At 46.4% G+C, this 513-nt stretch carries 1 protein-coding gene; it reads right to left on the bottom strand.

Annotated features, from left to right (window positions below):
- Positions 1–513: zinc-binding dehydrogenase (locus QD409_RS35775; RefSeq protein ID WP_430765089.1), on the bottom strand; the 513-nt coding region annotated here is incomplete at both ends.

The following is a 513-nucleotide window of genomic DNA, read 5'->3' as shown; positions in this document are numbered from 1 at the left end:
ATCATAGACTACATCCGCTCCCTTAGTATCGGTCAATTCCTGCACGGAAGCTGTCCAATTATCAGCATATGTGAGCGTATGGTCCGCTCCTGCTTTTTTGGCCGCCTCTGCTTTAAGCGCTGATGACACAATAGCAATCACTTTTGCTCCTTTTATTTTAGCCAATTGAACAAGCAGCTGACCGACACCGCCTGCAGCTGAATGAATAACCACTGTATCTCCTTGTTGGACAGGGAAACTGTCCGCTACCAAATATTGAGCAGTCAAACCTTGAAGCAGAACAGCCGCTGCGTCTGTAAAGGCAATATTATCAGGGATTGGGATGGCTTTATGAAATGGGACTGCCACTAATTCGGCATTAGCATAAGGTACATCAGCGAAAGCAATGGAGTCACCAATCTTAATTCCCTGCACCTGTTTGCCAACAGCTTCTACAACTCCTGCCCCTTCGTAGCCGAGAATATACGGCGGTTCGCCTTCAAGATGATAATGGCCCTTTCTTCTGTAAATATC

Source organism: Rhizobium sp. BR 315 (genome assembly GCF_050577975.1).
In the GTDB taxonomy this organism is placed as follows: domain Bacteria; phylum Pseudomonadota; class Alphaproteobacteria; order Rhizobiales; family Rhizobiaceae; genus Rhizobium; species Rhizobium miluonense.
This window is presented reverse-complemented; position numbering and strand designations above follow the sequence as displayed.